We start from the raw sequence: 17,664 nt of genomic DNA on the forward strand, positions 1-17,664 counted from the left end.
AGACAATGGCATCGGTGGCAATCGACCGGGTTCTGAAGCAATACGGCGCGGCCAGCGTTATCCACGGGGTTTCCGCGGATATCGCGGACGGTGAGTTCGTCACACTCGTCGGGCCGTCCGGCTGCGGCAAGTCCACGCTTCTGCGCATGCTGGCGGGGCTAGAGGATATCAGCGGCGGTGAAATCCGCATCGACGGCCGCGTCGTCAACGACGTCGGGCCGAAGGAGCGCGATATCGCCATGGTGTTCCAGTCCTACGCGCTCTATCCGCACATGACGGTGCGCGAAAATATGGGCTTTGCCCTGAAGCTGCAGGGGCGCGATAAGGCGACAATCGACAAGCTGGTGAGCGAAGCCGCCGCCATTCTCGCACTCGAACCCCTGCTGGAGCGCCTGCCGAAACAGCTTTCCGGCGGCCAGCGCCAGCGCGTCGCCATGGGCCGCGCCATCGTACGCCATCCGAAAGTGTTCCTCTTTGACGAGCCGCTGTCCAACCTCGACGCCAAGCTGCGGGTGACCATGCGCAGCGAGATCAAGGAGCTGCATCAGCGCCTTGGCACGACCATCGTTTACGTCACTCACGACCAGATCGAGGCGATGACCATGGCCGACAAGATCGTCGTCATGCGCGCCGGCCGCATCGAGCAGGTCGGCAAGCCGCTCGATCTCTACGACCGCCCAGATAACACCTTCGTCGCCGCCTTCATCGGCTCGCCGTCGATGAACCTTTTCGAGGGCGGCGTCAGCGACGGCGGCTTCCGTATCGAGGGTGGTGTTTCCCTGCCGCTTCCGCCGCAATTGAGCCAAAGCGCGGCGCGCACCTACGGCATCCGTCCGGAAGACCTCGACATTGCGGAGACGGGCATTCCGGCCACCGTGCTGACTGTTGAGCCGACCGGTGCGGAGACCCATCTTTCGGTGCGTGTCGGCACGCAGACGGCAACCATCGTGCTGCACCGACGGGTGGATTTAAAACCTGACCAGCAAATCCACCTCGCGCCCAAATCCGAGAAAATCCACCTCTTCTCCGCCGAAGGCAATCGGCTGGGCTGATCCCCCGGGCGCCTCCCGCTGAGCCGCGTCCGTCATTTGACGGGCGTGGTTCGGTGCCGGTGACATCCAGCCTTTGCGACATCTTAGTTTTGGGTGTTCGGCCCTTCAGTTGATCGAATTAGCCAATTGCACGGCGATCTGTTGCCACGCGCCTGCCAAACGTGCTCCGCGGGCGGTGCAGGCAGCAGCGACCGGACGTCCCGCCCATCACCAGACGTTCAAGAACCGTCCGCTTTTCGTGGATACTCATTTCCGTGTCGTCCACCTCGACGCCGTCGGTCACAAAGAAGGATTACGGCTCGATGGAGGTGGAGATCGCCTGGATATTACCTCTTACGATTTGTTGACTTACCTACGGTTGAACAATAACTTGCTAATTTGGTCATTAGGCTTGTCCTCACATGACGGACCAATCTATTCAGCGTCGCCTTGCCGCCATCGTCGTTGCCGATGTGGTGGGTTATACACGCCTGATGGAGGCTGATGAAGTCGCAACGCTGGCGAACCTCAGGGAACTCCGTTCTGGCGTTATCGAGCCGGCTGTAAAGCGCCACAAGGGTCGCATCGTCAAGGTCATGGGCGACGGATTCCTAATCGAATTTGGTAGCGCGGTCGACGCGGTCGCAGCAGCATTGGAAATGCAACGGGCCACCACTGCTGTTGAGGCTTCCGGAGACCGGCGCCTGCTTTTGCGTATAGGCGTTAATCTGGGAGATGTCATTGACGACGGTTCAGACATCCTCGGCGACGGCGTCAATGTCGCGGCGCGACTCGAGACGCAGGCCGCACCGGGAGGTATATGCATTTCAGCCAAAGTTCACGGCGAGATCGTCGGCAAGATCGGCGACCGGTTCTTTGATGCAGGCGAACGTTACCTCAAGAACCTGACTCGCCCGGTCCGCGTGTGGCATTGGCCGGATGCGCTGCAGAGCACATTGCCGCTGCCCGAATGTCCCTCGATCGCTGTATTGCCGTTCACGAATATGAGTGGGGATGAAGCGGACGCGCCTTTCGTCGACGGCTTGACCGAAGACCTGATCACCGACCTTTCCCGTACGGCTGGCCTGTTCGTCATCGCGCGCAATTCCGTGTATCGCTACAAGGGCAAGCCGGTCGACGTGCGGCTGGTCGCCCAGGAACTCGGCGTCCGCTACGTCCTGGAGGGGAGCGCCAGACGCGCAATGGGCCGTGTCCGCATCAATGCCCAATTGATCGACGCGCTTGGCGGCCAGCACTTGTGGGCCGACCGGTTTGACAGGACGGTGGAAGATGTTTTCGAATTACAGGATGAAGTTAACGCCAAGATTGTTGAAGCCCTCGTCGGCCGGCTGACCATCCCGAAGCAGCGCAATCGGCCGAAGAACCTTGAGGCGTACGATCTGTGTGTGCGCGCTCGCCTCCTGACGGAAGAGTCGCCGCAAACTGAGCGTGAGGCCTATGTGCTGCTCCAACGCGCGGTTAAGCTCGAACCATCATATGCCGAGGCGCTCGGTCTGCTCGCCTATAACCGTTGGCTTGCCTGGACTCATTTCGGCGAGCCCGAAGATCCTAACCGTCGGATGGCGGTGACGTTCGCGCAGAAGGCGGTCGACCTAGATCCCAACGATGCCGGCTGCCGTTACGTTCTGGGGACCATTTTGGCTTATGAGCGGCGATGGGAGGAATCGGAGGCCGCCTTCGCCAAGGCCCTGGAGCTGGACCCCAACCACGCCGACACCTGGGCCGCCATGTCGGACATGTCCGTGCTGGACGGCAGGGTTGCCGACGGACTAGCGCAAATCGAAAAAGCTCTGCGGCTCAATCCCCATCCAACCTGCTGGTATCTCTGTCATCTTGGGCAGGCGCAGTACGCCGCGCGTGACTATGAGGCGGCAGCCGCGACACTCCGCAGGGAAGACACGTATCGTACCAACTCACGCAAATTCCTCGCTGCTACGCTTGCGCAGTTGGGCCACCTTGAGGAGGCGCGGCGAGAAGCAGAATTGTTCCTGATCGCCCACCCTCATTTCACGATCGGCCATTGGCTCAGCTCCCAGCCGCTGCGCGATGCATCTGTACGAGACCACTTTGTCGACGGCTTTCGAAAGGCCGGCCTGCCGGAGATGTGACAGCGGGTGGGGACAATTGCGACGCGTTCGAGGACTTTATCAACGGATATGCGCCGCGCGAGAACGGCGGTCTGGATCGCAGTGCCAAGCTTCGTCAGACGCTCCACAAAACGCGTCAACCAGCCCGAGTCTCGCATGACTTTTCTGCTGGACCGCTTGCATCCGCTAATCATTAGGTCCTGAGCCTAAAGAACTCGAACAGTGAAACGTTTGCTCCGCCCTCTGTCCAGTAGCCGCTGAACATACGCTTTGCGTTTTGCCGTGATCATCGTGATCTTCAAATGGCCATTTGAAAAGACCACCTCGCCTAGATTGATCAGCATACGGAGCGCGACCGCAACGAAGGTCCGCCCCCCCCCATAAGTCTGGCGAGAAATAACGATTAATCCTGCAGCTGCCGCCAAGAAAACGAGGGCTGGCATCAGCGCCTTTTAAGGCGAGGACCACCGCGATCAAAAGCGGAGCAATGCTTGTCGTTACCATCGAGGGCCTCCGGCCTACTGAGTGAATCCGAGACTCGCGATCCCAATTCCCCCCACCAGGATCAGGCTCGCGGCCCACACGATATCGAGATTGAACCAGCTTTGTGAGATGAACTTGGGTCCGAGCCATCGATAGACGGCAATGGCGATAACGCCGCCACTTACAATCATGGCGGCCGCGTGGACCACGGAGACGGCGGTAGCGGTGATCAGATTACCAGTCATGAGCGTGGCAGCCGCTCGGTGTCCGACATCCGGATCCCCGGCCAAGCACAGGCCCAGATAAATCGGCACCAGCATCAGCGCGGCGCCATGCGCGGTGGCAGCCGCGAAGGACCACAACGCCAGTTGCGCCGGCGGGATACGGGCAAGAACACGCGGGTGGCGCCGGTTGATCAAGAGATAGATTCCGGCTGCGATCACGATCAACCCGGCTGCGATGCGGATCTGTCGTTCCCAGACAATCAGCGTCAGCATCGCGCCGAAGGGCAGCAGGATGCCAATCATCGCCACAAAGTGGCCCATTGCCAAAAGGCCGAGCGCCCGGAACAATTCGCTGGCACGTCTGTCCAACAGTCCGGCCGAGACGGCCAACGGCCAGCCCATGCCGGGGTTGACGCCATGATAAATGCCGCTGGCGATGACGGCCAACCAGAGAGACCCGGCAGTCGTCCACTCGCTCATCGCTTCATTGATCCGAGCAGTCCGTTACACCGATGGATAGCAAAATGAATCCGTTGAGCAATCGCCGCCTTCCAAACGAATCTGGTGCGAGCGATACCCCTCGGGGAACTTGACAAAAAAGTCCTTGTCCAGGGTGATCCCACCGTTCTCGCCGACACTGGCCTTGACCATGGCTGCCGGGATGCCATCGGGATAGAATTGGTCATCCCAGGTCGAATACAGGGAGTTGGTCCAGTAAACGCGTTTGCCGTCGCGGCTGATCTCGACCATCTGCGGTCCGCCCCTGTAGTCGCCGCCGCCGGGATGCTTGGTCTTGCGCGTGATGCCGCCAATATGGACGGACCCTGCAAGCTTAGGCTTCATAGGATCGGTGACGTCATATTGGCGCATCTCACCGGTCCCCCAGCAGGATACGTAGAGGAAGCGGTCATCGAGCGATAGGTCTATGTCGGTTACCAGCGGCGGGACCGCCTCGAAGCCCTGCAAAAGCGGGGGAAGGTCATCTTTCGCGGCTGCCTCGGGCGGGATAGTCGCCGTCTTTTCGCAATGAAATTTGCCGTCCTCGCGCCACCATGTCCAGATCGATCCCTCAAGGTTTGTCGTGTCAACGACCACTCCAAGGAAACCGTATTCTTTTACCGGGTCATGGGCGGGGCGGACTTCCAGTGCCATCTGGTGATTGGCTCCCAGATCAATGGTCTGCACGTTCCTGCGTTCGCGCAAATCCCAGAAATGCACCCGGTGTCCATATTTGTTCGACAGGAGATCTTCCGGGACGATGCCCTTCTCGAACTGCGGCGGAAGTGCCCACTCGCTCGATACCATGTAGTCGCGTGGCAGGTTCCACCAGAAATCATACTGCTTGTCCTGTGGCCCACGATCGATCTCATAGCGCCCGATGACATCGAACGTCTCGCAATCCATGACAAAGATGCCGGGAGGTCCGTCGGTGCCCTCAGGGCCACCGCCCCCAAGCGTCGAGACATAAATACCTTCCGGACCGCAGTGAATCGTATGAGGCCTAGAATAGCCCGTCTTGGCAAACACTTCTTCTGGCTCGATGACCTTGTGGATTTTGGCTTTGGTCGGTCCGCCCTTGGTGTCTATTACGTAGATGCGCGAAGATCGAATACCGGGAATGATCAGAAACCGGCGCTCGAGAAACGGGTGACCGTTCAGCGGCGAAAGGGCCGAAGAGCACGCGTTCCAGCCGAAGTGGTGAAACTCGTCGCCCTTGTTTGGCATTATCACGCTATGGACGACCTTGCCGTAGTCCTTTGACTTCGGGTCTACGTCAACTATTGCTAATCCATCAGGCCGAGAGAAGTCGGGACTCAACATCAAAGTGTACGCAAAATTTTCGACTGGCGCCTGCATTGCGAGCTTGGCAGTCGCGTGGAAAGTCCGGTCTGGCCGTACAGTCATCGTCGTCCTCCCTTGGCGGGTTAAGCAGCCCGTCAGACAATCAGGGCACGACCTGCGTTTGGACGCCCGCCGAAAACGTCGAGACGCTTTGTTGTTCGCACGCTATTTTCATCCGACTTTGGAGAATCTCACGGATTCTAGAGAACTACAATCTCGTTTGCACCGGAAGAGGAATCAGTGACATGGACTACAGATTCTACGAGGAGCTTGGTTGGCTTCAAAAAATCGATGCCCGGCGGCCATGCGAAGCCATCGTTACGAGTGATACTGTTATCCCAACATTGAGCGGCCGGCGAATTCAGCATTGCCAACATGCGCACACAAGGGTGGCGAGATCATCGAGGTGGCCGCTAGGTGTTTAGTCCCGGCATTTGATGGATAGGATCGATGATGAATCGATCTGGCTCGGAAGTCCAGCTTTTGCAGAGGAACTCGTAGGGGGTGAGTCCCTTTAGTGTCTTGAGCCTGCGCCCAAAATTGTACGCGTCGATGAAGTCGGCGAGATGCTTTTTCAGTTGTGCGTGATCGTCGTAGTGGAAGCGCTTGACAGTAGCTTCCTTGATCGTTCGGTTCATCCGCTCGACCTGCCCATTGGTCCATGGGTGCTTAACCTTTGTCAGGCGATGGTCGATCTCCTCGCAGACCCGGTCGAAGATGTGCTGGAAAGCATTTTGGTCACACGCCCGGTTGGTGAACTGGATGCCGTTATCGGTCAGGATAGTATGGATGGTGTAGGGCACCGCCGCGGTCAGGTTGCGCAGGAACTGGGCGGCATTCATCTTGCCGGCTTTGGCATAGAGTTCAGCGAAGGCGAACTTGGATGTTCGGTCAATTGTTACAAAGAGATAAAGCTTGCCCTCAGCCGTCTGCACCTCGGCAATATCGACGTGGAAGTAGCCGATCGGGTAGCTTTTGAACTTTTTCTTCGGTTCTTTGTCGCCTTCCACTTCCGGCAGGCGTGAAATGCCGTGGCGCTGCAGACACCTGTGCAGGGACGAACGCGTCAGATGCGGGATCGTCGGTTGAAGGGCATAGAGGCAGTCATCAAGAGGCAGCAATGTATGCCTGCGAAAGGCGACGATGACGGCTTCTTCTTCAAGGGAGAGGATTGTCGAATGCGGGTCCTTCGGGCCTGTCGGAAGATCGGCCAATGATGTCCGTCTCTTCCATTTGGCTATCGTCTTCTGATTGACCCCATACCGCTTTGAAAGCGCTCTCAGGCTCTCTTCACTATTTTGTATTGCTCGACGGATTGCCTCTGTCGTTGTGGCGCTCCCGTGTAGAACCTGGCCCATAGTACCTCCCTCCATTCTAAGGAAAATAATGCACCATCAAATGCCGGGACTAAACACCAGATGAACGCGGATATGATAGCCGCCTGGGCGGTGGAAAATTTTCCATGCGATGGATTCGGGGAATTATCGTCGCCATGACAATGCAGGCGTGATCACGATCGAGATAAAGAGGATGTCATTCCTCCTCATTGATGAGAGGCAAGGATTGCGGCCGCGCCTCATATCGCGGTTGTTCAAAGGCATATCCCTCACAAGCGGGAGCGGCCGCTTGCAGGGTCTTCTTCGTGACCGCAATCCCAATCATTGAATCCTGACGCGATTACCACAGCCCAGCCAATTTACCCAGGCGGCCGACGGGCGGTATCAAGTTGCCATGCCAATCAGCAAGGCAATAGCGATCCTACGGGACGGGTGGGCATTCGCACGATCCGGCTTGGATCGAAGCTCTGGAGCGAGCACTTGCCAGGACGACGTTGCAGCGGGTTGCATAGCTCGTTCGCCGCTCAGCAAACAGAGGCTGTGATCGGCTGCAATACTGAACCGAACACCCGCCTGCGGACGCCCGAAATCCGCTCGCTGCAAGGTACCGACGGCGGCGACGAAATAAACGATGTATCAAAAGACCGAAATCTGCACAAATGCAGGTCCGCGCACCAATGCCACTCCGGAACTGAGCATTAGCGGTCGAAATTCGGTTTCCTGCACATCTCTGCCAACGTCATTTTATTGGGATTGTTCGCAATTGGTCGGCGCCATTCCGACCGCCGACATCGATCCAACTTTTGACCGTCAATCATCCTTTTGCCGCATCCCTCCAGGCGCGTTCGAACGGCAGGCGCCAGGCGTGCGGGGCAATGAGTTGGTGGATCGACTTCGGCCCCCAGCCGCCCTGGTCGTAGAGGCGTACGGGCGGCGGGTTATCGAGGAGAGGTTGGGAAACCTCCCAGAGACGCTCAATACCCTCGGCCGTAGTGAAGAGCGTGTGGTCACCGCGCATGGCGTCGAGGATCAGACGCTCGTAGGCCTCCAGAACTTCGCCAATCAGGCCTGTTTCGCTCATGGCGAATTGCAGCGAGAGCTTGTCGAGCCGGAAGCCCGGGCCAGGGCGCTTGCCATAGAAGGAAAGCGAGACCTTGGAGGCATCAGCGAGGTCGAAAGTGAGGTGGTCAGGGCCCTGTGCCCCCACGCCAGATCCCGGCGGGAACATCGATTTCGGGGGCTCGCGGAACGCGATCGAAATAATGCGCTGCCCCTCGGCCATGCGCTTGCCTGTACGCAGGTAAAAGGGCACTCCGGCCCAGCGCCAGTTGTCGATGGCGCATTTTAGGGCGATGAAGGTGTCAGTGTCGCTTTCGGGATCGACGCCAGGCTCATTACGGTAGCCAATGTATTGACCGCGCACCACGTCGCGCGGCTCAATCGGCAACATGGAGCGGAACACCTTGTTCTTCTCTTCCGAGATTGGCGCAGGCTCAAGAGCAGTGGGCGGCTCCATCGCCATGAAGCCGAGGATCTGGAAGAGGTGGGTCACCACCATGTCACGATAGGCGCCGGTGGTCTCGTAAAAGGCGGCGCGGGTGGAAAGGCCGAGCGTCTCCGGGACGTCGATCTGCACATGGTCGATGAAGTTCCGGTTCCAGATTGGTTCGAACAGGCCATTGGCAAATCGGAAGGCCAGGATGTTTTGTGCCGGCTCCTTCCCGAGGAAATGGTCGATGCGGAAGATCTGCTTCTCGTCGAACACTTCGTGCAGCTTCTTGTTTAGTGCAACGGCACTGGCAAGGTCTGTGCCGAAGGGCTTTTCCATAATGATTCGGGAGCGTTCAGTCAGCTCAGCCTGGGCGAGGAGTTGCACAGCCAGAAGGGCGGCACTTGGTGGCACGGATAAATAGTGCACGCGCCGCGTCTCGGCGCCCAGTGCTGCCTCGGCCCTGTCGACCGCTTCCTTGAGAGCATCGGCGCCGGCAGCGAGCGGGACGTAGTCGAGCGATGCGGCAAACGCTTCCCATTCGGACTGCGAGAACTTGCGAGTCAAGAACTTGTCCAGCGAGTCACGGGCGATAGTGCGGAAGGCATCCGCGTCAATGTCGTCGAGCGAGACGCCGATAATGCGGCAGCCTGGAATGAAGCCCGCATTCGTCAGGTGAAACAGCCCGGTCAGTAGCTTGCGTCGTGAGAGATCGCCTGTCGCGCCGACAAGCACAACGACCTGTGGATAGCCGGGGCCTACCCGAGTTGAATTCTTGCGCAAAACACTCATCCTCAAGTCTTCCGTTGTCCCTTGGGGATGGAGGTCGACCCCAGCTCCGAGCTGCCGCGAAGCGGCTATCTTCGTGCGTGATGCCATGACGTTGAAGCTCACCCCTCAAAGGTTAAATAGACGCATGGATTGCGTAGCGGAGCAAGGGGGGCGGCGATACCGTCCCGAAGTGCCGCGTCTTAGCGACTTCGGTCGCTCGTTTGCCGACTTTCTCGATACCAAGGTCTTGAGCACCTCATTTTTCCACCAGCGCATTGCAGGTCGGCACCGGCGTCCAACTCGTCGAGGAGACCGGCCAGGCGCTGTCATCCATCATGGACCAGTTCACCTCGATCAATGGGCTGGTGCAAGTCATCTCGTCTTCGACGACCACGCAATATAAGGGGATCGACTTGGTCAACAACGCCGTTCGCGATGTCGAGCACATCACCCAGCACAATGCCGCCATGGTGCAGGAAAACACCGCGGAGATTCATCGGCTCCGGCATCAGGTGGAAGTGTTGAACGAAAGAATCTTCCACTTTCAGACCGCCGATATCCGCAAGGCATCGCCCGCCCCCCGCCCGCCGATGTCCCTGGTCTCCTGAAGGGATGCTTCGAAATCTCCCCGATGTGCCAGGGAACCTGGGGGCTCCATAAGTTGAGTCGCCATCGATAGAGGTCCTTCGATGCTGATCCGCCCCGATGCCTGTGTGGCTTGGTGAGGAGAGCAGCGCGGACGGATTGGAGGAGGCGCTCGGCCGCTGGTTCACGACAACACGGGATGACGGGGCTATGCTGCGATCCGGACAGTGATCATATCTGCGGCAGCCCGAGGTTCGAGTGGGGCTGGCCTAGCCGCACTTAAAAATCCGCCACTTTGCCCCAGGCGGATGTCCCGAAGCGGTCAGGATGGTAATGCCTGGGATCGACGATCGGCTCATCGCCGGTGACGATATCGGCAATCAGATGACCAGCGCCCGGCCCGATGCCGAAGCCGTGGCCGCTGAAGCCGGCAGCGAGGATGAAGCCCGGCAGGGTGGCGATCTCGCCGATCCCCGGCACGCCGTCGGGCGTGCTGTCGATATAGCCTGCCCAGGTCGCGCTGATGGCGGTCTTCTTCAAGGCGGGAAGAAGCTCGAGCGCCCGCGCATGGGTGAGGGCAATGGTGGCCTCGTCGACCGTCGGGTCGAGGATGCGCATGTGCTCCATCGGCGTCGGCCTGTCGAGCCGCCAACGGGCCAGAGATTCGTGGCCCGAACGAAACCCTTCCAACCCACCGGGTGCGAGACTGCGCCAGCGCCGGGCGAACATCGGCAGGAACTGCCGCGCGAAGCGGAACTGCTGTGGCGTCGGATCGACGCGGGCGCGGCCGCTGATCGCCAGCGTGTGGCCGCCATCGCGGCGTCGCGTCACCGAAACGGCGGATGTATGCAGCGCATCCGGAAGGCTACCTGCGCCCGGAGATACGGAGAGGATCGAGGAGCGTATCGAGGCTTGCGGAAATCGAATGCCGAGCTGGCGACAGAAGGAGGAGGCCCAGGCGCCACCGGCCAGGATCGCGATTTTCGTGCGGATTGTGCCATGCTCGGTGACGACGCCCGAGAGCCTGCCGCCTTCGACGTCGAGGCCGCGGGCCGCACAGGATTGATGTACCGTGCCGCCGAGTTTGAGGATCGCACGCGCGACGGCCGGCGCAGCGCTCGCCGGGTCGGCGGTGCCGTCGGTCGGCGAAAACACCCCGCCTTTCCAAGAGGTGCCGGTGGCATGCCCGCGTTCGGTTGCCTCGGCGCTGCTCAGCATATGTGTCGTGACGCCAACCGAGTGGGCGAAATCGCGCCAGCGCGCCCAGCCGGACAGTTCCGCGTCGCTATTGCTGAGATAGAAGAGGCCGCAACGACGAAAGCCGGTGTCCTCGCTGGTCTCAGTGGCGAAGCGTTCCCACAGATCGAGGCTCTTCGTCGACATCGGCAGTTCGCGGGCGTCGCGGTTCTGCTGGCGGCACCAGCCCCAGTTGCGGCTCGATTGCTCGGCGCCGATCAGGCCCTTCTCCACGAGGGTGACCTTCAATCCGCGCCTGGTGAGATAATAGGCCGCAAAAACGCCGACGATGCCGCCGCCGATGACCACGGCATCAGCGGTGGAAGGCAGTTCAGGCGTGGTGTCGACGCGATTGAGCGGTGCGGGCATGGGAGAGTCTCCGTTTAATGGCAGTGTAGCGGATCCGACGCCACGGCTTTGCCGGAGATCGGTTCGTGGCAGCAGAAGATTCCGCGTTGGGGGGATGCCAGCAGCCGTTTGTGCTTCGGCCTATCTCGCAACGCGATCGACAGGCCGACGTCATGTGCTAAGGTTGGTGTTGGGGAACAAGCAGCATAATCTGCTGCGTCATTGGCGATCTCCAGCAAGTGAGGGCGTGTGAGATGAAACTCGACCGGATCGACGTAAAAATCCTTTACGAACTGCAGAAGAATGGCCGCGTGACGAATGTGGAACTTGCCGAACTGGTCAATCTCTCGCCGAGCCCCTGCTTGATGCGAGTGAAGAAGCTGCAGTCGGAGGGCTATATCGAAGGCTATTCGGCCCAGATCAACGTCAGCAAACTGGGGCAGACGCTGACCGTGTTCACCGAGATCACCCTGAAAAACCACCGGCAGATCGATTTCGCCCGTTTCCTGGCGGCGATCGAGAAGGTCGACCAGGTGATCGAATGCCATCTGGTTTCCGGCGGCTACGATTATATGCTGAAATTCGTCACCGCCGGCATCGACGAATACCAGACGATCATGGAGCGGCTGACCGACCTGGACGTCGGCATCGACAAATATTTCAGTTTCGTCGTCCTGAAGTCGCCGATCATCAAGGCCCACATGCCGCTGACCACCTTGTTTCCGCATTAGCCGGCGAGAAAGACTGCGGCCGGGGCCTCCTTCTGAACCGCATCTCCCCGACCCGTCGGTCCTGCGCAGATGCCGGTTTCTTTCTGTCGCAGGTTGTTCTCCCTATAATGTTAGCTTCATACTGGTTGGAAGGACTTGCGACAGAATTTCGGGCTTGCTTTCCAAAGCAAATGTTGCTGCCACTTGCAGATCTCCTGCCGTGGATCCCAGGCGTTTCAACACGACCGGAGCCGGTGCGCGCCGTGTCTGGCAAGCATGCAGGGGATCGGCGCTCAGTGCCGGCAATAGGCCCGCACCAGTTCCGGATCCTGCTGGAGACCGTCGAGCCAAGCCGGATCGAGCGTCGGCACCGATGAGAACAGCAGTTGCGAATAGGGATGTTGCGGCGCCTTCACCGTCGAGGAGGTGATTTCCTCCACCTTCCGGCCTCCATACATCACGACGATCTCATCGCAGATCGCCTCCACCACCGAGAGGTCGTGGCTGATGAAGATGTAGGAGAGACCGAGTTCGCGCTGCAATTCCTTGAGCAGGTCGATGACGGCGGCGGCGACCACCGTGTCGAGCGCCGAGGTAATCTCGTCGCAGAGGATCAGCTTCGGGTCGGCGGCGAGCGCCCTGGCGAAGTTGACACGCTGCTTCTGGCCGCCCGAGAGTTCGCCCGGCCGGCGATGGCGCAGGTTGCGGGGCAGGCGCACCATGTCGAGCAGTTGATCGATCCTGGCGTTCCGCGCCTTTCGATCCATACGGTGGTAAAAGACCAACGGCCTGTCGAGGATGTCCTCCACCGATTTGGCCGGGTTGAGGGCGGTATCGGCATATTGGAAGACGATCTGCATCTCGCGTAACTCATCACGCGAACGCTCGCGCGCGTTGCGATGCAGTTCCGTGCCGTCGAAGACGATCTTGCCGACCGCCGCCGGCAGGATGCCGGCGACGGTCCGGGCGAGCGTCGACTTGCCGCAACCGGATTCGCCGATGATGCCGAGATTGCGGCCTTTTTCCACCTTCAGGCTCACGTGCTCGACCGCGCGAATGAGCGGCAGTCCGTCAGCCTGGCGCTGTCCATAACCCGAGACGAGATCTTCGATCCTCAGCAGTGGAGCGGTCGCGGGTTCGGCGGGGCCTACTGCGCCGCGCGGCTTTGGCTCAAAGGCAGCGAGCAGCTCCCTGGTATAGGGGTGCTTGGCATTGTTGAGGATCTCCTCGGTGGTGCCGGTTTCCTGGGTCTCTCCGCCTTTCAAGACCACGATGCGGTCGGCGATCTGGGCGACGACGGCAAGGTCGTGCGAGACATAAACGCCAGCGATACCACCCTTCTTCATGACCGACTTGAAAGCGCGCAGCACCTCGATCTGGGTTGTGACGTCGAGCGCCGTAGTCGGCTCGTCGAAGATAACGAGGGTCGGGTCGCCGATCAGCGCCATGGCGGCAGCCAGACGCTGCAATTGGCCGCCGGAAACCTGGTGCGGATAACGGCTGCCGATCGTCTCGGGTTCCGGCAGGGACAGCGCCCGGAAGAGTTCGACTGCCCGGGCACGCGCCTCATCCGGCGACATCAGCTGGTGAATACGCGTGACTTCGATCACCTGGTCCATGATCGATGTGGCCGGGTTGAAGGCGGCAGCTGCCGATTGCGGGACATAGGCGACTTCGGTGCCACGCACCTTGGCGCGCTGCTTCTCGCTGAGCGTGACCATGTCCTTGCTGCCAACCGAAACGCTGCCTCCGGAGATACGACAGCCCGCGCGGGTGTGGCCCATGAGGGTCAGGGCGATGGTTGTCTTACCCGAGCCGCTCTCGCCGATCAGCGCAACGATCTCGCCCTCGGCAACATCGAGGCTGACACCCTTGATGATTTCGACGCGTCGGCCGGAATCGGTGGTGGCCTCGACCTTCAGGTCACGGATTTCGATGAAATTGCTCATGACGTGCTCCGGTCGCGGATTTTCTGCGGCAGGTTGTCGATCACCAGGTTGACGCTGATCGTCAGGCTGGCGATGGCAAGCGAGGGAAACATCACCGCCGGCGCACCAAACGGCAGGCCGCCGATATTCTCGCGCACGAGCGCACCCCAATCGGCATAGGGCGGCTGGACGCCAAGGCCGAGGAAGGAAAGCCCGGAGAGCAGCAGAACGATGAAGACGAAGCGGATGCCGAGATCGGCAAGCACCGGCCCGACGATGTTCGGTAGGATTTCCGAGCGAATGAGATAGAGGGTGCTTTCTCCGCGGATACGCGCGACGGTGATGAAATCCATCGCATTGATGTTGACGGCGAGCGCCCGGGCGAAGCGGTAGGCGCCCGGGATGTAGATCACCGACAGCGTCAGGATCAGCACCGGGACCGAGGAGCCGACGGCAGCGACGACCACCAGTCCGAACAATTTGCTCGGGATGGAGTTGAGCGCGTCGAGGAAGCGGCTGAGGATGGTGTCCAGCCAGCCGCCGGCCACCGCTGCGATCATGCCGAGCACAACGCCGCTGAAGCAGGCGATCGTGACCGCCGCCAGCGAGATACCGACCGTGTAGCGTGCACCCATCAGAATCCGCGAGAGCATGTCGCGGCCGAGATAATCGGAGCCGAGCCAGAGTTCCCGGCTCATCGGGCCGAAATAGTCGAGATCGATAATCTCGCCGACGGGGTAGCGGATGATCCATGGCGCGAAGATCGCGACGAGCGCCCATGAGGAGATGACGGTGAAGCCGATCGCGCCGACGATGTTGAAGCGATAGCCAAACCGGGTTCCGGACAGCCGGCCGGAGGTGGTTTCGGAACTTGTCGTGGTCATCGGAGCCTCGGATTGGAAAGGATGGCGATGATATCCGCGATGGTGATCAGCAGCAGGTAGCCCAGGCAGAAGATCATCGCGCAACTCTGGATTAGCGGCAGATCGCGGGTGGCGACGGCATCCAGCATCAGCTTGGCGATACCGGGATAATTGAAAATGGTCTCGACGATGATGACGCCTCCGAGCAGATAGGACAGCGACAGCGCAACGGCATTGACGATCGGGCCAAGCGCATTGGGCAGCGCGTGTCGAAAGACGATGCGCGGCCGGGAGGCGCCCTTGAGCAATGCCATCTCGACATAGGGTGTGTTGAGCGTCTCGATGACAGCCGCGCGCGTCATGCGGATCATCTGGGCCGAGACGACGAAGGTGAGGGTGATCACCGGCATGGCATAGACACGCAACAGGTCGGCCAGACTGTGGACCTCATTGGCGAAAGACAGCGCCGGCAGCCATTTCAGATAGACGGCGAAGATGAGCGCGGCGGAGGTCGCAACCATGAACTCCGGTACGGAGATGACGCCGATGGTGATCACTGTGACGATCCGGTCGTAAAGGGTGCCGCGCAGCATCGCCGCAGTGATCCCGAGCGTCAGCGCGATCGGTACGGAGAAAAACGCGGTGACGCCTGCAAGTTTCAGCGTGTTGACAAAGCGGCCGGCAATGAGAGCTGCGATGGGCATTTGGTTGGCATAGGACGTGCCGAGATCACCCTGCAACAGCCCGACTAACCAGCGCAGGAAACGAAAGAGCGCCGGTTCGTCGAGATGCATGGCCTTGCGCAGGCCTTCGACGGCTTCCGGCGTGGCGGCCTGGCCGAGCAGGATCGTCGCCGTATCTCCAGGCAACAGCGTTGTCGCGAAGAAGACGGCGAAGGAGACGATCACCAGGGTGATCACGGCGACGAATAGTCTGCTCAATACAAGGGATAAGACCTGGCGGTTCACGGGCGTCTTCCCTTTGCGTTCGAGTTGAGTTCCATCAATGCAGATAGAGGAACTGGGGCGCGGCTGCAGCCCCAGTCTGCTTTGCTTAATCAGGCTTCAAGCCAGACATATTCCGCGAAAGCGTATCCCATCTGGCCGCCTAGCGGGTTGGCTTCCAGGCCCTTGAGCTTGGCGGTCGTGGCATCGACGTTCGAGATATAGGCCGGAATGATTGTACCAGCTTCCTGGGCGACCATGCCCTGCATCTCGTTGTAGATCGTCTTGCGCTTCTCTTGATCGAGAGAACCACGCGCCTCGATCAGCATCTTGTCGAATTTCTCCGATTTGTAGTGGCTTTCGTTCCACGGTGCGTCCGAGGTGTAGAGCAGGGAGAAGAGGATGTCAGGGGTCGGGCGCGGGTTGATATTGCCGAAGTGGATCGGCGCCTTGAGCCAGTAATTGTCCCAGTAACCATCGGATGGCACTCGCTGGATATCGAGCTTCATGCCGATTTCGGCGCCGGCGGCCTGGATGATCATGGCCATGTCGATCGAGGAACTCGCCGCATCGGAGGCGATGATCGGGATGGATTGTCCGAGAACGCCGGCCTTGTCGAAATGGAACTTCGCCTTGTCGGGATCGAAGGTCCGCGCTTTCAGCTCTGCGTCATGATAGAAGTTCGCCGGTGAAACGGGTTGATCGTTGCCGACCTCGCCGAGACCGCGCAGCGCCGATTTGACGATCTGTTCGCGGTTGACGAGATACTTCATGCCCTCGATGAAATCCCGCTTGTTGCCGGGCTCCATATCCAGTCGCATGTTGAGGTTGGTATAGTTGCCGGACGTCGTCTTAGACAAAGTGAAGCCGTCGCCCTGGGCCTCGACGAGGCGCATAGAGCGCGGATTGATCGTGGCCGCGAGATGGATGTCGCCCGCAAGCAGCGCGTTGACGCGGGCGTTGTCGTCGCTGATAGCGAAGTATTCGAAGGAATCGACGTTCGGGCCGGATTTCCAGTAGTTCTTGTTCTTGATCCCGACCGAGCGAACACCCGGTTCGAAGACTTCCTTGACGAAAGCGCCGGTGCCGTTGGCCTTGGTGAAATCGGTCGTGCCGTCGGCGACGATCATGAAGTGATGCATCGACAGGATGGTCGGCAGGTCGGCATTCGGGCTGGCGAGCGTGATCTCGACGGTTTGTTTGTCGGCCGCATTGAAGCCGGTCATCTGTGCGGCGATCTTAGCGACCTTCGAGCCGACGGACGGATCGAGATGGCGCTTCAGCGAGAAAACCACGTCATCGGCGGTCAGCGGCTTGCCGTCATGGAAGGTAACGCCGGTCTTCAGCTTGACCGTCCAGGTCTTCGCATCCTTGGACTCGATCGCGTCGGCAAGCTCCATCTGCGGCGTGCCTGATTTGTCGAGGAAGGTCAGGCGATTATAGAAGGAGCAGCACCGGACATAGTCGGTGGAGAGCGACGCTTTTGCGGGGTCCAGCGTATCGGCTGTGGAAGACGACCAGCCGGCCGCCTTGAGCGTGCCGCCGGAAACGGGCGTGGCGGCGAGCGCCTTGCCGGCGCGGCCAAGCACGAGCCCGCCGGATGATATGGCCACGCCGCCTGCAAGCATCATATGCAGCAATTCGCGACGAGTGGCGCCACGACGGATGGCGCTTTCGACCATGGCTTCGTCGGATCTGGTCCAATTGGTGATCTTGTCGTTCATCTCATTCCCCTTTTCTTCTGTGGCGGGCTGCTCGTTGCGGG

Annotated in this window: 12 protein-coding genes and 3 pseudogenes; 6 read left to right on the forward strand and 9 right to left on the reverse strand. The window is 60.0% G+C overall.

The annotated features are described in order from the left end of the window. The first annotated feature begins 5 nt into the window (after nt 1-5). Nucleotides 6-1,052: an ABC transporter ATP-binding protein gene (locus tag N2A41_RS26225; RefSeq protein WP_260111204.1), complete on the forward strand. Its 1,047-nt coding sequence runs from the start codon at nt 6-8 to the stop codon at nt 1,050-1,052. Between the two features lie 401 nt (nt 1,053-1,453). After that, nucleotides 1,454-3,160, forward strand: coding sequence for an adenylate/guanylate cyclase domain-containing protein (locus tag N2A41_RS26230; protein ID WP_260111205.1), 1,707 nt, complete (start codon nt 1,454-1,456; stop codon nt 3,158-3,160). A 497-nt stretch (nt 3,161-3,657) separates the two neighbouring features. Here N2A41_RS26230 and N2A41_RS26235 read toward each other — a convergent pair whose 3' ends face one another. From N2A41_RS26235 to N2A41_RS26245, 3 genes are all read right to left on the reverse strand, one after another. Further along, the gene (locus N2A41_RS26235; RefSeq protein WP_222385490.1) at nt 3,658-4,326 is read right to left on the reverse strand and encodes a hypothetical protein; all 669 of its coding nucleotides are present in this window, start codon (nt 4,324-4,326) and stop codon (nt 3,658-3,660) included. Nucleotides 4,327-4,350: 24 nt separating this feature from the next. Then, nucleotides 4,351-5,751, reverse strand: a complete 1,401-nt coding sequence (locus N2A41_RS26240) for a selenium-binding protein SBP56-related protein (RefSeq protein ID WP_017967538.1) — start codon at nt 5,749-5,751, stop codon at nt 4,351-4,353. A gap of 350 nt (nt 5,752-6,101) precedes the next feature. After that, nucleotides 6,102-7,046 carry an IS481 family transposase gene (locus tag N2A41_RS26245; RefSeq protein ID WP_260111206.1) on the reverse strand — a complete coding sequence of 315 codons (945 nt, stop codon included), beginning with the start codon at nt 7,044-7,046 and terminating at the stop codon, nt 6,102-6,104. 60 nt (nt 7,047-7,106) lie between these two features. Here N2A41_RS26245 and N2A41_RS26250 point away from each other — a divergent pair. Continuing rightward, a pseudogene (locus N2A41_RS26250) lies at nt 7,107-7,353 on the forward strand (hypothetical protein). A gap of 185 nt (nt 7,354-7,538) precedes the next feature. Further along, a pseudogene (locus N2A41_RS33505) lies at nt 7,539-7,653 on the forward strand (IS5/IS1182 family transposase); the annotation flags it as partial. Nucleotides 7,654-7,839: 186 nt separating this feature from the next. Here the strand turns inward: N2A41_RS33505 and zwf are convergent. Then, nucleotides 7,840-9,306, reverse strand: a complete 1,467-nt coding sequence (gene zwf, locus N2A41_RS26255) for a glucose-6-phosphate dehydrogenase (RefSeq protein ID WP_170256617.1) — start codon at nt 9,304-9,306, stop codon at nt 7,840-7,842. A gap of 242 nt (nt 9,307-9,548) precedes the next feature. Between zwf and N2A41_RS26260 the strand changes: the two are divergent. After that, nucleotides 9,549-9,893 (forward strand): annotated as a pseudogene (locus N2A41_RS26260) (methyl-accepting chemotaxis protein); the annotation flags it as partial. Nucleotides 9,894-10,149: 256 nt separating this feature from the next. Here N2A41_RS26260 and N2A41_RS26265 read toward each other — a convergent pair. Continuing rightward, the gene (locus tag N2A41_RS26265) at nt 10,150-11,475 is read right to left on the reverse strand and encodes an NAD(P)/FAD-dependent oxidoreductase (protein ID WP_260111207.1); all 1,326 of its coding nucleotides are present in this window, start codon (nt 11,473-11,475) and stop codon (nt 10,150-10,152) included. A 233-nt stretch (nt 11,476-11,708) separates the two neighbouring features. On the opposite strand from N2A41_RS26265, the gene N2A41_RS26270 reads away from it, so the two are divergent. Further along, entirely contained in the window at nt 11,709-12,185 is a 477-nt protein-coding gene (locus N2A41_RS26270) for an Lrp/AsnC family transcriptional regulator (RefSeq protein WP_003562931.1), read from the forward strand. Nucleotides 12,186-12,457: 272 nt separating this feature from the next. Here the strand turns inward: N2A41_RS26270 and N2A41_RS26275 are convergent, their stop codons facing one another. From N2A41_RS26275 to N2A41_RS26290, 4 genes are all read right to left on the reverse strand, one after another. Then, entirely contained in the window at nt 12,458-14,113 is a 1,656-nt protein-coding gene (locus N2A41_RS26275) for an ABC transporter ATP-binding protein (RefSeq protein WP_260111208.1), read from the reverse strand. Continuing rightward, nucleotides 14,110-14,976, reverse strand: coding sequence for an ABC transporter permease (locus N2A41_RS26280; protein ID WP_222350867.1), 867 nt, complete (start codon nt 14,974-14,976; stop codon nt 14,110-14,112). The genes N2A41_RS26275 and N2A41_RS26280 overlap by 4 nt, the downstream gene beginning before the upstream one ends. Continuing rightward, nucleotides 14,973-15,923, reverse strand: coding sequence for an ABC transporter permease (locus N2A41_RS26285; protein ID WP_222350868.1), 951 nt, complete (start codon nt 15,921-15,923; stop codon nt 14,973-14,975). The genes N2A41_RS26280 and N2A41_RS26285 overlap by 4 nt, the downstream gene beginning before the upstream one ends. Nucleotides 15,924-16,012: 89 nt before the next feature. Further along, the gene (locus N2A41_RS26290) at nt 16,013-17,623 is read right to left on the reverse strand and encodes an ABC transporter substrate-binding protein (RefSeq protein WP_260111209.1); all 1,611 of its coding nucleotides are present in this window, start codon (nt 17,621-17,623) and stop codon (nt 16,013-16,015) included. Between the last annotated feature and the right edge of the window lie 41 nt (nt 17,624-17,664).

Source organism: Rhizobium sp. SRDI969, assembly GCF_025152725.1.
Classification (GTDB): Bacteria; Pseudomonadota; Alphaproteobacteria; order Rhizobiales; family Rhizobiaceae; genus Rhizobium; species Rhizobium leguminosarum_I.